The 14,959-nt window shown below is 40.7% G+C and carries 13 protein-coding genes and 1 pseudogene; 8 read left to right on the forward strand and 6 right to left on the reverse strand.

Annotation, left to right across the window (positions count from 1 at the left end; translation table 11 throughout):
• Nucleotides 1–8: 8 nt before the first annotated feature.
• The 4 genes from V7K89_RS17310 to cysE all read left to right on the forward strand — a co-directional run bounded on the left by V7K89_RS17310 (nt 9) and on the right by cysE (nt 2,736).
• Nucleotides 9–623, forward strand: a complete 615-nt coding sequence (locus tag V7K89_RS17310; protein WP_335189196.1) for a molecular chaperone DnaJ — start codon at nt 9–11, stop codon at nt 621–623.
• Nucleotides 616–1,092, forward strand: a complete 477-nt coding sequence (locus V7K89_RS17315; protein ID WP_335189198.1) for a nucleotide exchange factor GrpE — start codon at nt 616–618, stop codon at nt 1,090–1,092. Before V7K89_RS17310 ends, V7K89_RS17315 begins: the two co-directional genes overlap by 8 nt.
• 173 nt (nt 1,093–1,265) lie before the next feature.
• Nucleotides 1,266–1,757 carry a hypothetical protein gene (locus V7K89_RS17320; RefSeq protein ID WP_335189200.1) on the forward strand — a complete coding sequence of 164 codons (492 nt, stop codon included), beginning with the start codon at nt 1,266–1,268 and terminating at the stop codon, nt 1,755–1,757.
• Nucleotides 1,758–1,971: 214 nt separating this feature from the next.
• Nucleotides 1,972–2,736 carry a serine O-acetyltransferase gene (cysE, locus tag V7K89_RS17325; protein ID WP_335189202.1) on the forward strand — a complete coding sequence of 255 codons (765 nt, stop codon included), beginning with the start codon at nt 1,972–1,974 and terminating at the stop codon, nt 2,734–2,736.
• 115 nt (nt 2,737–2,851) lie between these two features.
• Here cysE and V7K89_RS17330 read toward each other — a convergent pair whose 3' ends face one another.
• Nucleotides 2,852–3,436 (reverse strand): Npun_F5749 family FMN-dependent PPOX-type flavoprotein, encoded by a 585-nt coding sequence (locus V7K89_RS17330; RefSeq protein WP_335189205.1) that lies wholly within the window; start codon nt 3,434–3,436, stop codon nt 2,852–2,854.
• Nucleotides 3,437–3,598: 162 nt separating this feature from the next.
• Here V7K89_RS17330 and V7K89_RS17335 point away from each other — a divergent pair, with 162 nt between their 5' ends.
• Together V7K89_RS17335 and V7K89_RS17340 are read left to right on the forward strand one after the other, a co-directional pair.
• Nucleotides 3,599–4,951: an ATP-binding protein gene (locus V7K89_RS17335; protein WP_335189207.1), complete on the forward strand. Its 1,353-nt coding sequence runs from the start codon at nt 3,599–3,601 to the stop codon at nt 4,949–4,951.
• Nucleotides 4,908–6,950 (forward strand): tetratricopeptide repeat protein, encoded by a 2,043-nt coding sequence (locus V7K89_RS17340; RefSeq protein ID WP_335189209.1) that lies wholly within the window; start codon nt 4,908–4,910, stop codon nt 6,948–6,950. The genes V7K89_RS17335 and V7K89_RS17340 overlap by 44 nt, the downstream gene beginning before the upstream one ends.
• A gap of 484 nt (nt 6,951–7,434) precedes the next feature.
• Here V7K89_RS17340 and V7K89_RS17345 read toward each other — a convergent pair whose 3' ends face one another.
• Nucleotides 7,435–8,154 carry a Uma2 family endonuclease gene (locus V7K89_RS17345; RefSeq protein WP_335189211.1) on the reverse strand — a complete coding sequence of 240 codons (720 nt, stop codon included), beginning with the start codon at nt 8,152–8,154 and terminating at the stop codon, nt 7,435–7,437.
• Nucleotides 8,155–8,250: 96 nt separating this feature from the next.
• Between V7K89_RS17345 and V7K89_RS17350 the strand changes: the two genes are divergently transcribed.
• Together V7K89_RS17350 and V7K89_RS17355 are read left to right on the forward strand one after the other, a co-directional pair.
• A complete protein-coding gene (locus V7K89_RS17350) occupies nt 8,251–8,418 on the forward strand; it encodes a hypothetical protein (protein WP_335189213.1) in 168 nt (55 codons plus the stop codon).
• A 74-nt stretch (nt 8,419–8,492) separates the two neighbouring features.
• Nucleotides 8,493–9,836: a TMEM143 family protein gene (locus V7K89_RS17355; RefSeq protein WP_335189215.1), complete on the forward strand. Its 1,344-nt coding sequence runs from the start codon at nt 8,493–8,495 to the stop codon at nt 9,834–9,836.
• Nucleotides 9,837–9,943: 107 nt separating this feature from the next.
• Here V7K89_RS17355 and V7K89_RS17360 read toward each other — a convergent pair.
• The 4 genes and pseudogenes from V7K89_RS17360 to V7K89_RS17375 all read right to left on the reverse strand — a co-directional run bounded on the left by V7K89_RS17360 (nt 9,944) and on the right by V7K89_RS17375 (nt 14,469).
• Nucleotides 9,944–10,654: pseudogene (locus V7K89_RS17360) on the reverse strand (Uma2 family endonuclease).
• A gap of 109 nt (nt 10,655–10,763) precedes the next feature.
• The gene (locus V7K89_RS17365; RefSeq protein ID WP_335189217.1) at nt 10,764–11,072 is read right to left on the reverse strand and encodes a KGK domain-containing protein; all 309 of its coding nucleotides are present in this window, start codon (nt 11,070–11,072) and stop codon (nt 10,764–10,766) included.
• A 292-nt stretch (nt 11,073–11,364) separates the two neighbouring features.
• Nucleotides 11,365–12,432 (reverse strand): c-type cytochrome biogenesis protein CcsB, encoded by a 1,068-nt coding sequence (gene ccsB, locus V7K89_RS17370; RefSeq protein ID WP_335189219.1) that lies wholly within the window; start codon nt 12,430–12,432, stop codon nt 11,365–11,367.
• 246 nt (nt 12,433–12,678) lie between these two features.
• On the reverse strand, nt 12,679–14,469 hold the full coding sequence (locus V7K89_RS17375; RefSeq protein WP_335189221.1) for a DUF3352 domain-containing protein: 1,791 nt from the start codon (nt 14,467–14,469) through the stop codon (nt 12,679–12,681).
• Nucleotides 14,470–14,959 lie beyond the last annotated feature (490 nt).

Below are 14,959 nucleotides of genomic sequence, written 5' to 3' on the forward strand. Positions count from 1 at the left end.
GGTATCTAATGAAATACAATCCTTACGACATTCTCGGTGTATCCCCAGCAGCATCCAAAGCTGAAATTGCAAAAGCTGTAGCAATGGCAATGAAGCACAAAAAACATCCTGTGGATATCATTGCTAAAGCCCAAAAAAGCTTATTAAAACCAGAAGAACGCATCATAGCCGACTATTTGCGTCCTATACTGCCCACTATTAAGTACTTCAAATGTAGCGATCTATCGGCTTTGCTTCAGCCAGCACCTAGACTGATGTTATTACCAGAATTTGATGGATTAGAGCAAGCGATCGCTCAATCTGCCCAAGAAGAACGCCTAGAGCAAGAGCCTTTACCAATAAACCTATCAGAGTTGTTCACCGAAGGCATTATAGCTTGTAAAGAAGAACGTTACCTCAAAGCGATAAAATATCTAGAAGACTACTGCCAAGGCTGTACAGACACTAATAGTAAAGATTACATTCAAGCCCAAATGTGGCTGATTAAAGTGTATAAAATAGTTGGACAGTTAGAAAGAGCGATCGCGCTTTGTCAGCTTTTGAGTAACCATACTCATCCACAAGTGCAAACTTGGGCAACTAAAACTTTACCAATGTTATCAAAAGAGGTTTACCATGTCTAATTTTATTCTCAGCCAAGAGAAGCGCGACTGGCTTAAACAAGAATTTGGCAACCTCCAAAAGGAAAAAGTTTTACTACAACAATCCTTGCGAGAACAGCAAACTAAAACCGCAACAAACACTGAAGATTTATTTTTAGAACTGCTAGAAATTGGTGATGCATTAGAAGCTTTACTGGATTATCTAGAACAGAACCCCAATCTCAGCCCAGAATTTCTCCAGCGTTTACCCAAGTCTTTAGGGGCGGTTAATCGGAAGTTTCTCGGTGTACTAGGAAAGCGCCATGTCTTACCTATAGAAATAGAACTGCAAAGTACACAGCCAGATTTTAATTTATGCCGTGTTGTTGATCGTGAAGTCAGAAATGATATAGCAGACCAAACAATAACTAAAATCGTCCGTCGAGGGTTTTCTTTAGGAGAGAAAACCCTGCGTCCAACAGAGATAATCACATCAAAATCAGAAATTTGAGAATCGTAGCTGCTGTTTATATCAAGAAATAACTTAGTAATTAGCTGTCCATTTTCCAAAACATCAACTGTGGCACATTTGATTGTGGCACAACCAACTGAAATTTCACTGTAATTTTTTTACTAGAATATGTATATATCACTACTTATTTAAAAACTTGTTGGAAAGCTACTATGAAATACTGTCGCCCCCGACTTCAGTTTTGCGGCGGTTGGTTGGTAGCTATACTTACCGCCATCACAGCTACCCCTGCAATAGCACAGACAGCAAACTTTGGCACTTTCAATTTATCAACAAACTTTGATTCAGCACAAGGAATAGTGCAGGGATTTACAGGTGGTTCTTACTCATTGTCTGCCATCAGTAACCGCGATCGCGATCAAAAAGCCTGCATTGGCTTTGCCGATCCCAAACCAGATCACATTATGGTTTTGGAAAAGGACTTTCCTCAGCTAACAATCCAAGTTGACAGCAACAACAACGACACCACTTTAATCATTCAAGGCCCCGATCAAACAACAATTCGTTGCGGCGATGACACTGGTAAAAGTAAAGATGCTAGCGTTAGCGATCGCAACTGGAAACGGGGCACCTATCGGATTTGGGTGGGTACATTTAATCCTGGAGTCAAGCGGGATTATACTCTGAAAGTGGAGCAGCAGTGAATTGGGGAGTAGGGGAGGCAAGGGGACAGGGGGACAAGGGGACAAAGAGACAAGGTGACAAGGTGATTAAAGTAGAACTTGCAACAAGTCTTTCCTTTCTCTTGTCCCCAAGTCTCTTCCCAATGCCCAATGCCCCATGCCCAATTTTTAGGTGTAACACTTGAGGGGATAATATGGGAGAGTAGCTTGTTGTGCTTTCCGAGGGTGCTATCTCGTGCTATCTATACTGCGTGCTGACTTTCGTATCATATTTGAACGTGACCCAGCTGCCCGTAACTGGTTGGAAGTTTTATTTTGTTACCCTGGTTTGCAAGCCTTGTTATTCCATAGGCTGGCTCACTGGCTCTATAGTGTTGGTCTTCCCTTTATTCCGCGCCTGGTTTCTCACTTGGCTCGGTTTTTGACTGGAATTGAAATCCACCCTGGTGCAACAATTGGGCAAAGTGTGTTTATCGACCACGGGATGGGTGTAGTAATTGGTGAAACTGCGATCGTCGGAGACTATGCCCTAATTTATCAAGGTGTCACCCTTGGCGGTACTGGTAAAGAATGTGGCAAGCGCCATCCTACTGTGGGCGAAAACGTCGTAGTTGGAGCTGGAGCGAAGGTACTGGGCAATATCCAAATTGGCAATAATGTCCGTATTGGTGCTGGTTCTGTTGTTTTAAGAGATGTGCCTTCAGACTGTACTGTAGTAGGTGTGCCTGGGCGCATTATGTATCGTTCTGGAGTTCGGGTTTCACCTCTTGAACACAATAACTTACCAGATTCAGAAGCTCAAGTAATTCGTGCTTTAGTAGACCGGATTGAGGCGTTGGAAGAACAAATACAAACTCTTAAGCGCACTAATTCTTCAGAAAAAACTCCTGTTTTAGTGGGTTGTTTAGCAGCGAATGAAGATGAGCTAACCCATGATACTCGCTGGTGCAACCTCAAGGATAAGACCATCCAGGAATTTCTAGATGGTGCTGGCATTTAAAAAAGTGAGAAGTTAAGAGTTAGGAGTGAGGAATAAAAATCATAAATGTCAGGTTTGAAATTTCCAACTCCTAACTCCTGTAGAAATGCGATTAATTGCGTCTCTACTCCAATATTTAAGGATTAATCGCTTCGCTAGACCACTCTTGCTGGTCATCACGGCAGTAAAGCCATCGATTTTGTGGTTCGCCGCGTAATTCTAAATGGTCTACTTGCACCGGATCTAGTAGCAGTAGACAAAAATTAGCCACTGGCTCAACCGGATCGGGTGCTGGTGGCTCAAAAGCTCCTGTTTCTTGGATTCTGGGTTTACCAGGATGCGGCCAGGCAAACTGTAAACGCGCCGCATCACTCAATTCTTGCCACATTGCGATCCGCGCTGACTGTAGATTGTGGTCAGAATCATTACCGCTTACCAGGGTTAAACAGCCAGTGATACGGAATTGTTCTCGTGTATTGGGGAAGTACCAGCAAATTTCTGCCCAAGGTTGTTGCTGTATCTGATCGGTTTTGGCGCTACGGTTATCGGTGATAAATTTTAGCTGGTTTGTATCTTCTAGAAAGCCGCGAAAGACTAGGGTACGATTGGCGGGGCGGCCGTTTGTCTGTAGCGTTGCTAGTTGCAGGTAACGGGCATAAACAAGGCTGCGGTTGCGATCAAGTGCATGAGCGATCGCACCTCGCCAAGGAGCAAGAGACATTATACAATTCTGTTGGTAATCTAGCGCCAGGTATTCCTGAACATACTACCACTTCAATACTCCTGGTTGAGCGTTAGTGATTCCTAAAAGTTCTCTAACGCCAAGAAGCTTTAAGATTTTGCTGCTGTAATATATATAAATTCTTAATATAAATAATACCTAATGAGTTCCTTACCCGCTAATCGTGCTAATACCCTCAAAGCTGCTTTTCGTGTTTGTGATGTAGCTCCTTTAGTAACGAATAGAGATATTGAACGTTATTATGTTAACTTATCAAAAGTTCGCAAGACAGAGGCAATTAATACTATTAAAACTCGCTTAAGTTTTCTGGAACCCGCAGAATTTTGCAGCCTTCTATTTACTGGACATCGGGGATGTGGTAAAAGTACAGAATTAAGGAAGATTCAGCAAGAATGGGAATCTCAATATAAAGTTATTTATATAGAAGCTGACGCTGAACTAGATATATTAGACGCAGAATATACAGATTTATATTTAGTAATTATTAAAAAAGTTGCTGATGTTCTATATGCATCGGAATTAAATTTTGATGCACAACTTTTAAATAATTTCGAGTCTTGGTTTAAAGAAATTACTCAAGAAACTGAACAAACAGTTGAAAGGTCAGTAAGTATCAGTGCTGAGGCAGAAGCAGGTATAAAGATTCCCTTTATTTCAAAGTTATTGAGTAAAATACAAGCTCAAATTAAAGGCGCTGATAAACAAAGAAAGACGGTTAGGCAGAATTTACAAAAAGATATTGGTCGTTTACAAGCAGATATAAATTTGTTGCTAGGTGATGCTTTTGTCAAGCTTAAATCCAAATACCCAGAGTATGAAAAAGGGTTTTTAATTATTTTTGATAACTTAGACAGAGTGCCTCCAAATGTAGCTAAACATTTATTTTGTGATTATGCATTTCAATTACAAAGTCTACATTGTACGATTATCTATACAGCGCCAATTTCTATAGTCTATTCTGAAAATAATTTGGCTAACACTTTCGACACACCCAATATTGTGCCGATGGTCAACATATATGAGTTTGAACAAGGCAAAATCGAGTTAGATTATAATGATGAGGGGATAACAGCAATTACGAGTTTAATTGAACAAAGAGTTGAAGTAGACGTAGTGTTTAAATCGCGTCAACTATTGGTAGATTTAGCGAAAGCAAGCGGCGGTCACATCCGCCAATTGATGCAAATAGCATCAAAAGCATTTCTTACAGCAGCAACTCGCGGTCATGATCAAGTTACTGCTGATGATATCACTTATGCGATTAAGCAAGAGCAGTTTAATTTTGAGCGGAGTATACCAACAGAATACTATTCTGCTTTGGCTGCGGTATATATTAACAAAGATGTTTCTAAAGATGAAATCGGCAGGTTAATGCTGTTCAATCTTTGGGTTTTTGAGTATAACGGCAAAAATCGCTGGAATTATGTTAATCCAGTTGTGAGGCAAATCCATGCTTTCCAAGAAGCAGTCAAATCAACCACAAGTAACCCCTGAGTTAAATTTAGAAAAAGAAACTTTTGTGCAAATAAATCAGCAGTCATTAGCGGAACTGTTAACCTTTATTGATTTTGCTGACACTCAGTTAACGATTGGGTTCGTTGCTGTTAACTTTGCAGAAGATAGAAATACTTTAATTGAAATCCTCAACAATCATCCTCGATGTCATGAGATTCAATTTGAAATTCTCAATTTTGCCGATCCTAATTTGCGTTTTTTAAGGGATGAGATTATTCATGATTTAAAAGAAATTCATTTAGAACCAGATAAAAAATTAGTTTTGATTGTTATCGGTTTAGAAAAGTCTATTGGCTTGTCTGGGGAATATCCCCCTGTACTGCAAGACTTGAACTTTGTGCGAGACGCTTTTACTAATAGTGTTCCTCACCCTATACTGATATTTCTGCCAGATCATGCCCTAACACGTTTAGCAAAATATGCCCCAGATTTTTGGGCATGGAGAAAAGGAGTATTTTATTTTCAAACAGTCGAGTCTACTCAAGAGTTGGCTATTGAAAAAACTATTCAGTCGGAGAGAATATTAGGAAGTTTAGATTTACCAGAAAGGCAAGAGCGGATTGATTTACTTGAGCGCTTGCTAATGGAATCATCAATAGATGTACGTACCCGCATTACTGTTTTGCAGGAGTTAGGGGTAGCTTATAGGAGTATTGGTGAGGTACAAAAAGCAGAAGATTTTTTGCTAAAAGCTTTGAAGTTGACTGAAGAAGATGAAAATTTAGTAGGAATCAAAGCCAGCGTTCTCCACGCACTAGGAATTATCTACGCCAACAAAGGGGATGTGGATGAAGCGATCGCACTCTACAATCAGTCTTGGAAAATAACAGAACGCATTGGTGATGTCAAAACCAAAGCAGCGACATTGCACGAACTGGCAGGTATCTACGCCAACAAACGGGAAGTAGATCAAGCAATCGCACTCTACAATCAGTCTTTGGAAATAAAAGAACGCATTGGTAATGTCCAAGGCAAAGCGGCAACGTTGCACGAACTGGCAGGTATCTACGCCAACAAAGGGGAAGTAGATCAAGCAATCGCACTCTACAATCAGTCTTCGGAAATAACAGAACGCATCGGTGATGTCAAAACCAAAGCAGCAACATTGCACCAACTGGGAATGATCTACGCCAACAAAGGGGAAGTAGATCAAGCGATCACACTTTACAATCAGTCTTTGGAAATAAATGAACGCATTGGTAATGTCCAAGGCAAAGCGACGACGTTGCACCAACTGGGAATGATTTACGCTAACAAAGGTGAAGTAGATCGAGCGATCGCACTCTACAATCAGTCTTTGGAAATAACAGAACGCATTGGTCATGTCCAAACCAAAGCGGCGACGTTGCACCAACTGGGAATGATTTACGCCAACAAAGGGGAAGTAGATCAAGCGATCGCACTCTACAATCAGTCTTTGGAAATAGAAGAATGCATTGGTAATGTTCAAGGCAAAGCGGCGACGTTGCACAATCTGGGATATATCTACACCGACAAAGGGGAAGTGGATCAAGCGATCACACTTTACAATCAGTCTTTGGAAATAAAAGAACGCATTGGAGATGTCCAAGGCAAAGCGATGACGTTGCACGATCTAGGATATATCTACGCTGACAAAGGGGAAGTGGATAAAGCGATCAGACTCTACAATCAGTCTTTGGAAATAACAGAACGCATTGGTGATGTCCAAACTAAAGCGGCGACGTTGCACTGTCTAGGATATATCTACGCCAATACAGGGGAAGTGGATAAAGCGATCGCACTTTACAATCAGTCTTTGGAAATAAGTCAACGCATTGGTGCTGTCCGAACTCAAGCAATGACTCTGCGGAGGTTAGGAGATTTGGCAGAACAGCAGGGTGAATACACTAAAGCGATATCCTATTTGCAACCAGCTTTAGAGATTTTGCAGCGATTGAAGTCACCGGATGCTGAAAGTGTGAGTGCAAGTCTTGATAGGGTAATGCGTAATTCGTAATTCGTAATTCGTAATTACAGCACCTAAAGTTTTTTGTCTCACGCAGAGAGAAGTTTGAAGCGCGGCTTTTGCCGATCAAAACTTCTCCTATCGAAGACGCTACGCGAACGGTGGGCGCAAAAGCACAGAGAAGAAAGTGAGAGTGTTTTTTAAATATATGAAAATTGCTGTAATGAGTCTTTGATACTCGTGAACGAGTCTTTGATACTCGGCGACGAGTCTTTTTTACTCGCGGACGAGTCTTTGATACTCGGCGACGAGTCTTTTTTACTCGCGGACGAGTCTTTTATATTCGTGAATGAGTCTTTGATACTCGCAGACGAGTCTTTGAACTCCATTAATGAACCTCGGAGCTTCGTTGATGAACCTTTGAGCTTTATTCGTGAACCTCAGAGCTTTGCTGATGAACCTCGGAGCTTCATTCGTGAACCTCAAAGCTTCGTTAATGAACCTTTGAGCTTCGTTAATGAGTTTTTACAGCAATTCAGGAAAGAGAATCAGGATCTACGCCAAGCGATCGCAATCGTTCTCGTAATAATTGGGTTTCTTGCTGTGCCTGTTGAGCTTTTTGTTCTGCCTGTTGAGCTTTTTGTTCAGCAAGTTTTTCCTTTTCTTCTGGTGTTAAAAACCGTTGTCCTTGTTGGTTATACCAATACATCCACTCCCGTGGTACGCCTAGATAAGTTCCTCGTTCGATGCCAATTCCTAAACCTATTTCTGGCAACCAAACTGGATTACCATCATGTAATTCATAAACATTGTTAACTAATTTGTAAACTTCTAAACGTGGCTTGTGGCGACGAAATGGGTTGTAAACTACATAATACAAAATTCCCAATCTTGCATACTCTGCTTTTTTGGTCGAGTACTCACCACGGTATGTTTTAGATATTATCTCCAATACTAATATCGGTAATTTTTTCTCTTCCCAAAGTACATAACTTAGACGGAGGTCTTCATCATAAAACCGCTCTACCTCCAAACTCAAAAACCCATCTGGGACTATTGCTGGTAAATCTGGGTCATAATAAATACCCATATCTACACCAAAAAACCAATCCATGCGTTCTGGCCAAGCCATTGCCAGAAGCGCTTTTAGTAAACCTGGAATCAAATCTTGTAATTCATTATCCACTGGGGTATCGTCAGAGTCAGGTAGCTCCTCAGATGAGGGCAAACAAGCTAATGGATCGTAATTTAGCATGATCGATTTCCCATTCCTCAGTTATGAGTACATCTTTATTTTATTAATGAATCTTGATGGTAATTTAAATGAGAGAATCAAGATCTATGCCGAGCGATGTCTACGACGGGCTACGCCCACGCACTTTTCAATCAGTCTTTGAAAATAACAGAACGCATTGGAGATGTGCAAGGCAAAACAAATATCCCTATTTACTTTTTCCCTCGGCTCAGGAAAAAACTGCTAGATTTACCACTCAAGATACTAGAATTTAGTTGCCAATGAAGACATAATGTCTCATCGCCGACGTTTTCGTGGGATGTGGCAAACCCTAGTTAGATTCTGATTCATCTTTGAACATGACTGTTTCCGAAAATCGAGAAGCGTTTATTCCCTACACTCGCAGTGATATTATCAAACTTTGCCTGCAAGACGGTCAGCTAGATGAAGTTGATGTCAAAAAATTTCAAGATTTCTGCCAAATCCTCATTGCATACTATCACTTTCGCTTCCACAAAACCTTAGAAGTTATCAAAGATAACTACGTACCCTTTAACCCTAATGCAGAGATTCAACCAATAACTCCACCAACATTCGAGCAATATGATCACATGGAGTTGAAAGTAGTTGAAGCCTTTGGGCATATTGTTGAAAGAGCTAATTATATTCTTTTGCCTGAATCGATTCTCAAACGAGCGCTAGCAACCAAATCTCTCATTGAATTGAAAACTAAAGTAAATTTTGAGGATTTTGAGCGCTTAATCTGTTATTACCGGGGTGATAGTTCTAAAAAAATTTCGGTAAAAAAATTCTTCTTTTGGCAAGAAGAAAAGACGATTGATATTTTTGAACGGATTGTTTTATTAGTCAAGTTCAAAGAAGCAGCTTACTTTCGGGCGAAGAAAGACAAGATCCAAGAATTAAAATTCATTCCCGGTAAGATGTATGTTTACTTCTACAAAAATATTCCCAAACTAGATGTTGACTTAATCTTTCCCAATGTAAAAACAAGTATGACCTGGAAAGATCGGTTACTATTTGGAATTCCAGCGATTGGCGCGGCAATTCCTTTGCTCTTAAGAACACTGCCGAATTTATTATTAATAGTTGCTGCAATTTTACTAGTACTAAATGTTACTTTTTGGGTTGAATCATTAAATGTAGAGTTGGATAAAGTCAGAAATTTTATGCCTGTCTTGGTGGCAGCATTATCATTAGCGATCGCTTTGGGTGGATTTGCCTTTACGCAATACAATAATTACAAAAATAAAAAAATTAAGTTTCAGAAAATTGTAACTGATACGCTATTTTTTAAGAATTTAGGGAACAATCATAGTGTTTTTCAAATGTTTCTGGAATTAGCAGAAGAAGAAGAATGTAAGGAAATTATTCTGGCATACTATCACTTACTTACTAGCCCCACAGCATTAACTCCTCAACAATTAGATTCTCGTATCGAAACTTGGATGGACAATAAATTAGGCACAAAGATTAATTTTGATATTCAAGGACCTCTAAGCAATTTAGAAGATATTCGCGGTCAAGTAATTCAAAATAGCGAAACAACAGACAATGTACCAGAAATCCCTTTACTAGCGTACGATCGCCAAGGAGCATGTCATGTTCTACCCTTGGATGATGCGAAAGCAGTGATTGATTATGTTTGGGATAATGCCTTTCGATATAACGGGATAATCTTGTAGTTTAGTCTCTCGGTTATCTGTATATCTTCCAATTTGCACCTTTGAGTTCATTGATGAATATTCAGAGCAATTTAGGTGAAAGAACCAGGATCTACACCAAGCGATGTCTAACGACAAGCCGCTCCGCGTCTACGCAATTGTTCTGCTAATAATTCAGCACGTCGTCGTGCTTGTTGAGCTTCTTGCTGTGCTTGCTGTGTTTGTTGTTGAGCAAGTTTTTTGTCTTCTTCTGGTGTTAAAAACCTTTGTCCTTGCTGGTTATACCAATACAACCACTCGCGTGGAATACCTAGATAAGTTCCCTGTTCCATGGCAATTCCTAAACCAATCTCTGGTAGCCAAACAGGATTACCATCTTGAAATTCATAAACATTATTAACTAATTTATAAACTTCTAAACGTGGCTTACGGCGACGAAATGGATTGTAAACCACATAATACAAAATCCCCAATCTTGCATACTCTGCTTTCTTGGTTGAGTACTCACCGCGATCTGTCTAAGATACTACCTCCAGCACTAATATCGGTACTCTCTTCTCTTCCCAAAGCACATAACTGAGGCGGAGGTTTTGATCGTAAAATCGCTCTACCCCCAAACTCAAAAATCCATCTGGGACTATCGCTGGTAAATCTGGGTCATGATAAATCCCCATATTTATACCAAAAAACTAATCCATGCGTTCTGCCCAAACCATCGCTAAGATAACTTTAAGTAAACCTGGAATTATATTTTGTAATTCGTTATCCACTGGGGTATCGTCAGAGTCGGGCAGCTCCTCAGATGAGGGCAAACAAGCTAATGGATCATAATTTAGCATGATAGGTTTACCGCTTTTCAGTTGTTAGCACATCCTATTTTATTTGTAAACATAGAGAATATTAAAACCCCACTTCTTAAAGAAGCAGGGATATTTTACTTATTGAGTATTAGTTTTCCACTTGTTTGAGTTTTTGAAAAATTTCATCAAGTGGTGACTCAGATTCATCAGGACAAAACTCTAAAGCAAGTCTAACTTTTCCTTTTTTCCATCCCATAGTACTAAATTGTAAAACTTCACAATTCAATCCTTGAGTATACAAATTTACTTCATCCGTTTCTTCTACTCCAATATATTCCTTAATTGCTGTAATCAAATCACGGACTTTAAAAGTTTTAGCAATATTTAACTTATTAAAAGTGTCTGGTTCTATAGACACAACTTCATCATGGTTTAGTATCTCGAATCCATCTTCCATAAAAATCTCCTGTCAATAAATCTATATTTTCTAGAGATATAACAGTTCATCCGAAATAAAATGATAATTTAGTCATTGGTCATTAGTCCCTGGTCGTTATCAGTAATAATTTTTGTCTAGCACAATCGCTCTTAGCGATTTAGTAAGAGTAGGGGCAAAGATAAAACTCTGCCCTCTTGTGCGTTTCAAATTAAATACTTAACTCACCATAGTTTTACGCAAGATTTTACTAAGTCCTGAGTTATGAGTAAAAGTAAAATACTCGATACTCAGTACTGTCTTAGTGAGATTTTTAGAAAAACCAACCGTAAGAATGCAAACCTTTACCTAAAAGATTCACACCAAGATAGCAAACCCAAACAACAAGCAAGCCAGCGGAGGCTAAAATTGCCGGACGACGCCCTTGCCAACCGCGAGTAATTCTGGCATGAAGGTAGGCGGCGAACACTAACCAGGTAATTAATGCCCAAGTTTCTTTCGGGTCCCAACTCCAGTAGGAACCCCAGGCTTCGTTAGCCCAAACGCCACCGGCAATGATGCCAATTGTCAGCAGAGGAAATCCTAGTCCAATGATGCGATAGCTGATGTTGTCGAGGGTTTCGGCAAGGCTAAGGCGCTGGGGTGAAAGAGGTTCAGCAGATGCAACAGCTTGAGATTCAGGAGTAGTTACTAAATTCAAAACAGCAGTGTTACCGTTGCCGTTGCCGTTGCCGTTGCTACTAGTTTCAAAACGGGCAAAGCCGTTATTTTCAACAGCAGGGGTTAATGGTTGAGAAATTAGTTCAGATGCTTTGTGCAAGCGGTAGCCGTTGCTGCGATAGCCACCAGTACCAACAGAACTGCCTTGTAGTTGGATATTTTGACCACGAGTGACAATTAAAAAAGCGATCGCTAATAAGGAACCCACCATCAAAGCAGAATAACTTAACATCATGACGCTGACATGCATCATCAGCCAATTTGACTTCAAGGCAGGTACTAGAGGTTCTGACGCTTGCATCTGGGATGGTAGTGTCATAGTAGCAAAAGCTGCGATCGCCATTGCCACCGGGGCTGTGGCAACTCCTACTAAGCGGCTACGGCTACTATTTTCGGCAATCAGATGGATGGCGGTAATTCCCCAAGTTAAGAAAAACAGAGATTCATAGAGATTACTTAAGGGAAAATAACCAGCTTCAATCCATCGTGCCCCTAGTAGAGTAGCTATACACAAATTTGCGATCGCCATCCCAGCTGTCCCCAAAGCGGCTAGATAAGGCAGATTTGGAAAAGCCGCTCCTCCCCAATACACCAGCATTGTCAGGAATAATATGGCAAAGGACGCATTGTCCAGCCAGTTCTGGAGTACAACCAAATTCATAAAGTGTTCTCTCCGTGGATAATTTAAAATATCGATTCTGACTGTTTTGATCCTATATGTTTAGAGGGGAATCGGGAATGGGGCATTGGGGATTGGGAATTGGGCATGGAGAAGAGACAAGATAGACAAGGAAGGGCAGGAGGCAGGAGGCAAAAGTTCTTTAATTTTGAATTTTGAATTTTGAATTTTGAATTGATTTATCCCCCTTGTCCCCTCTGCTCCCCTGCTCCCCTGTTTTCCTCCTCCCTATCTAACAGAATTACTCTTACTCCTTTCTGGACTAGGCAATGTAGTCGCGTTGGTAACTTTTTTAAGTTCGATAAAAATATCGTAACGGTTACTGCGATTATCGCTGACAGCAGATGTCATCCCAATTGTGCGGGTTGCATCTAGCAAAGTTTGTTGATTGGGAATTAGAGTTGGTAAAGGGAAATTTTTCACAGTTCGTTCCACATCCAGGAAAAATTGACCATTCGTCGGATTGGGTTCTGTAGGAACTGTTTGTTGGAAGGGAAGAGTGCCAGCTAGTGTGTAGTTAGGTTTGGGAACAATTTTATCCGCGATCGGAGCGCCCACTATCAGAAAAGCGACATCTCCATCTAACCAACCGTGGGTTGCAGTTAACGTACCATAAGGTGATACCCAGTTAACAACGGGTTGACCTGCGACTTTCCCCGGTTGTACTTGAAACTGGTATTGATTTTTCATCACTTCATCCAGTTGACTGATGGATGCTTCAGCTGATTTGCGTAAGCTTTGCCCGCCTTCTCTACGAGACGCTCCGCGAACGGCATCGTTTGTCTGTATCATGAACAGCAAACCCGCACGAAAATCATTTGGTGAACCTTCTTTTGGAGTAGCTGGAATCACTGATAACGAAAACTCGCCTTTCATCCAACTAAGCAAATCTTTATCTAAATCGAGATCGGTAAGGGATTTTATACTACCTCTAATCTGTTCTGGTGCGATCGGTGATAAAGGATTTCCCTGAGATGTTAAAACATAGTCTCTCCATAACCTCTGTAAGTTGCTGCCAGTAAGCATCATTAAGGTTTCCGCTGGTACGCGGCTTTGCATGTTCCCAGCTTTATTTTCCACTGCCAGCACTCGTTGACTATTAGGATTTAACCAAGAAACACCCTTCAAGCGGATTCCTTCTGACTCTAAGGTTATTGTCCCCGCTAAACCTTGGTTATTTTGCAGTTGAGCCAAAACTTGAGCAGGTAAAGGGCGGTTTGGAGAAGCGGCGGCTATTTTCGCAGCTGTTGGCACATTCACATAAAACTGGGCAAAGGGTTGGTAATTGGCAATTTTCGGGAAATTCTCAGCAAAGCCGCCTGTTGTGACTAGGGATGTTTTGTTTTTGTAAGCGTCGATCGCTCGTTCTGTGGCTTTGGGACTATCAGTTATGACTAAAAAACGCCCATCTAGTAATGCAGCCGAGAAGTTTTGCCCTGCTTGTCCCTGACTTTGTTTAATGGCGATTCCTTGATAAGTGCGCTCGCTCCATTTGCCTTGTTTAAGAATTTTGGGTTGTGCCAAAATATTTTTGGCGATTTCTGGGTTTTTGACTGGTAATACCATTACCATCGATTGCTGATCGCTGGCAGCATTTTCATTGGTGGTAACAGGTTTGGGTGCAGGTTTATTCCCTGCTGCTGGGGCAAGAATTGCGATCGTCACGTCATCGCCTACCCAAGGAGCGATATCTTTTTGAAAGTCGTAACCATTATTAGTCAGAAAGCGATCGCGTAACTCTACTAAATTTTTGTCCAGTTCTGTTTGAGTTTCTTTTGTCCCAAACTGCCGCAATTTCTGCCATTGCTGGGGATCTGTTGTTAAGGAAACCGCAAACAGGGCATCACCAGGAATAATATTTGCACCTACTAACAAATCGCTAGAAGATGTTTGTCTCTGGGCTAACAACCAGTAGGCTACACTCCCCGCACCAATCAATAACCCAGCAGCCGAGAGCGTCAGCACCAGAGACGGTTTCTTATTTTTCTTCATCGGAACAGACACAAGAGGCAGTGCCATTGAAACCTATACCTCATATTTGCAAACTCATTACTTGCTGAATTGGTTAAGTCAACCAAAAAGTTTCTTGCGATCTAAGGCACTTAACTTGATAAATTTCTCCACCATAGACATTGATGCTATTTCCGTAATCTACCTTCTTTACTGTTTCAAAGCAGTGTTTTAGTAGTTAGTTACCTTTTTTAACACGCTTTGTTGAATTTCGCAGGACACTCCTTTTAACGGCTGTCTATTTCGGAAGGTCTCCGAAAGTTAACATCCTACATTTCAAGCACTTTGAGGATATAACTAACTTGAAAAAGCTGCAAGTAATCTGTAACTTACATTACTTTCTATTTAGATAGCTTCTATCTTTGGTATTCACTCAATCTAAGTAAGATCAAATGTCCGGTATTTTAACCTGAGTTGGGGTTAAGCAGATTGAGATAAAATCCAGTCCATTTGAAGGCTAGGCTTCTTCGGTTGGTGAGAATAAGCAATTAATCCACAC

Source organism: Nostoc sp., from assembly GCF_036917515.1.
In the GTDB taxonomy this organism is placed as follows: domain Bacteria; phylum Cyanobacteriota; class Cyanobacteriia; order Cyanobacteriales; family Nostocaceae; genus Nostoc.

Coding starts and splice junctions, on each gene's coding strand:
- V7K89_RS17310 (WP_335189196.1), top strand. CDS start 9: ATGAAATACAATCCTTACGACATTCTCGGTGTATCCCCAGCAGCATCC.
- V7K89_RS17315 (WP_335189198.1), top strand. CDS start 616: ATGTCTAATTTTATTCTCAGCCAAGAGAAGCGCGACTGGCTTAAACAA.
- V7K89_RS17320 (WP_335189200.1), top strand. CDS start 1,266: ATGAAATACTGTCGCCCCCGACTTCAGTTTTGCGGCGGTTGGTTGGTA.
- V7K89_RS17330 (WP_335189205.1), bottom strand. CDS start 3,436: ATGTCTCTTGCTCCTTGGCGAGGTGCGATCGCTCATGCACTTGATCGC.
- V7K89_RS17335 (WP_335189207.1), top strand. CDS start 3,599: ATGAGTTCCTTACCCGCTAATCGTGCTAATACCCTCAAAGCTGCTTTT.
- V7K89_RS17340 (WP_335189209.1), top strand. CDS start 4,908: ATGCTTTCCAAGAAGCAGTCAAATCAACCACAAGTAACCCCTGAGTTA.
- V7K89_RS17345 (WP_335189211.1), bottom strand. CDS start 8,154: ATGCTAAATTACGATCCATTAGCTTGTTTGCCCTCATCTGAGGAGCTA.
- V7K89_RS17350 (WP_335189213.1), top strand. CDS start 8,251: ATGTCTACGACGGGCTACGCCCACGCACTTTTCAATCAGTCTTTGAAA.
- V7K89_RS17355 (WP_335189215.1), top strand. CDS start 8,493: ATGACTGTTTCCGAAAATCGAGAAGCGTTTATTCCCTACACTCGCAGT.
- V7K89_RS17365 (WP_335189217.1), bottom strand. CDS start 11,072: ATGGAAGATGGATTCGAGATACTAAACCATGATGAAGTTGTGTCTATA.
- ccsB (WP_335189219.1), bottom strand. CDS start 12,432: ATGAATTTGGTTGTACTCCAGAACTGGCTGGACAATGCGTCCTTTGCC.
- V7K89_RS17375 (WP_335189221.1), bottom strand. CDS start 14,469: ATGGCACTGCCTCTTGTGTCTGTTCCGATGAAGAAAAATAAGAAACCG.